This window comes from Vibrio sp. YT-17 (assembly GCF_033337375.1).
GTDB lineage: Bacteria > Pseudomonadota > Gammaproteobacteria > Enterobacterales > Vibrionaceae > Vibrio > Vibrio alginolyticus.
Genome location: NZ_JAWOQP010000135.1, coordinates 1 through 1,205 on the forward strand (window position 1 = coordinate 1; position 1,205 = coordinate 1,205).

Annotated in this window: 1 protein-coding gene and 1 pseudogene; one reads left to right on the top strand and one right to left on the bottom strand. The window is 40.6% G+C overall.

Translation table 11 applies throughout. From position 1 onward, the window contains the following. Window positions 1-108 precede the first annotated feature (108 nt). Window positions 109-642 carry a hypothetical protein gene (locus R7F67_RS24445; RefSeq protein ID WP_318057493.1) on the bottom strand — a complete coding sequence of 178 codons (534 nt, stop codon included), beginning with the start codon at window positions 640-642 and terminating at the stop codon, window positions 109-111. A gap of 392 nt (window positions 643-1,034) precedes the next feature. Between R7F67_RS24445 and R7F67_RS24450 the strand changes: the two are divergent. Continuing rightward, window positions 1,035-1,205 (top strand): annotated as a pseudogene (locus R7F67_RS24450) (class I SAM-dependent methyltransferase); the annotation flags it as partial.

Consider the following 1,205-nt stretch of genomic DNA (forward strand, 5'->3'; position numbering starts at 1 on the left):
TTACGACAGGCATCACAACGCCGATAGGAATATTGGCGAGAATTTGGTTGGCTCGATAATGAAATAAAAATCCGATATTCAAAATACTGAATATCGGATTTTTTCTTTTTATTTTCTCGCTCCAACGGGAATCATAATGTGTGCGTATGGCGTGCCTTTCCACATCACGTATGGGCCACCATAACTTGGGTCGGTTGGTAGAGAGTCCAGCAACGCTTGGTCTGGGGTAATAATCATCAAGTGTGGTCCTTCCACAATCCATTGATTATCGTCCGTCATCCCTTCTGCAAATGGGTCGGTGTTACTGGCACCGCCATCACCCGCTAACATGTAAGAAATGCCTAATGCTTTGGCTTGGAAAGGTTTTTTGTTCATCCAAGCGTCTGCCCATTCCATCCAAGGACCATCCATACACATTGGAGCAATGCCTTCCAATTGAGGTGGAGTTGGGAAGCAAGTGTATTGGCTAGAACCTTCTTGCAGAACACTATTATTCCAGTCCATCACCGTTACTTTATCGCGAATAGTCGGTGGCGCTGCACTCAGTGCATCTTCTAAAAGTGCTTTTGAATCATCGGCTGCGATTGCGCCAAAAGCGCAGCTGACCGAAACAACAGCAGTTAAATAAGGAGTTAGTTTCATAAATTAAACCTCAAGTTAATACAACATGAGAATTTGAGCACTTTAATTATAGAGTGATATTAACAATAAGAATCATTATTTAAATGAAAAATAATAAGCGATAGGTTTGTTATGTTAATTTAAATATTGTTTTTATATACAGCGAATAGAATGATGGAAATAAGATTAGCTGAATAATCTAAGACAGATTATCAGGACATATTTTCTCTTTATGCACTTAAAAATCTCATCGGAATTACGGGCTAATACTTTTCAAAATTTCATCTATTTCTACTGGTTAGCGCTGAATAACCAGCCGGTTACGTTTCATAAAAAATTAGCCATTTAATAAGTGCTTAGGTGCGTATTGCGTGTTACATTCGAACATCGTTCTGGTTATCAAGGAGGAAACGATGAACGTAGCAAAAATGTATGATGATGTGTCGGAGCGCTATCAAAAGTTGGTGGATGACAGCCATTACGTCGGCCCACGTTGGATTTCTGGGAAGTTAAAAACCTTTCCCATCGAGCAAGGCTTGGCTCTCGACCTAGCTTGTGCGACAGGCAGTATCGGTCATGTCGTA

Bases quoted from the DNA above. Each gene is read 5' to 3' on its own strand.
- R7F67_RS24445 (WP_318057493.1), bottom strand. From the start codon at position 642: ATGAAACTAACTCCTTATTTAACTGCTGTTGTTTCGGTCAGCTGCGCT.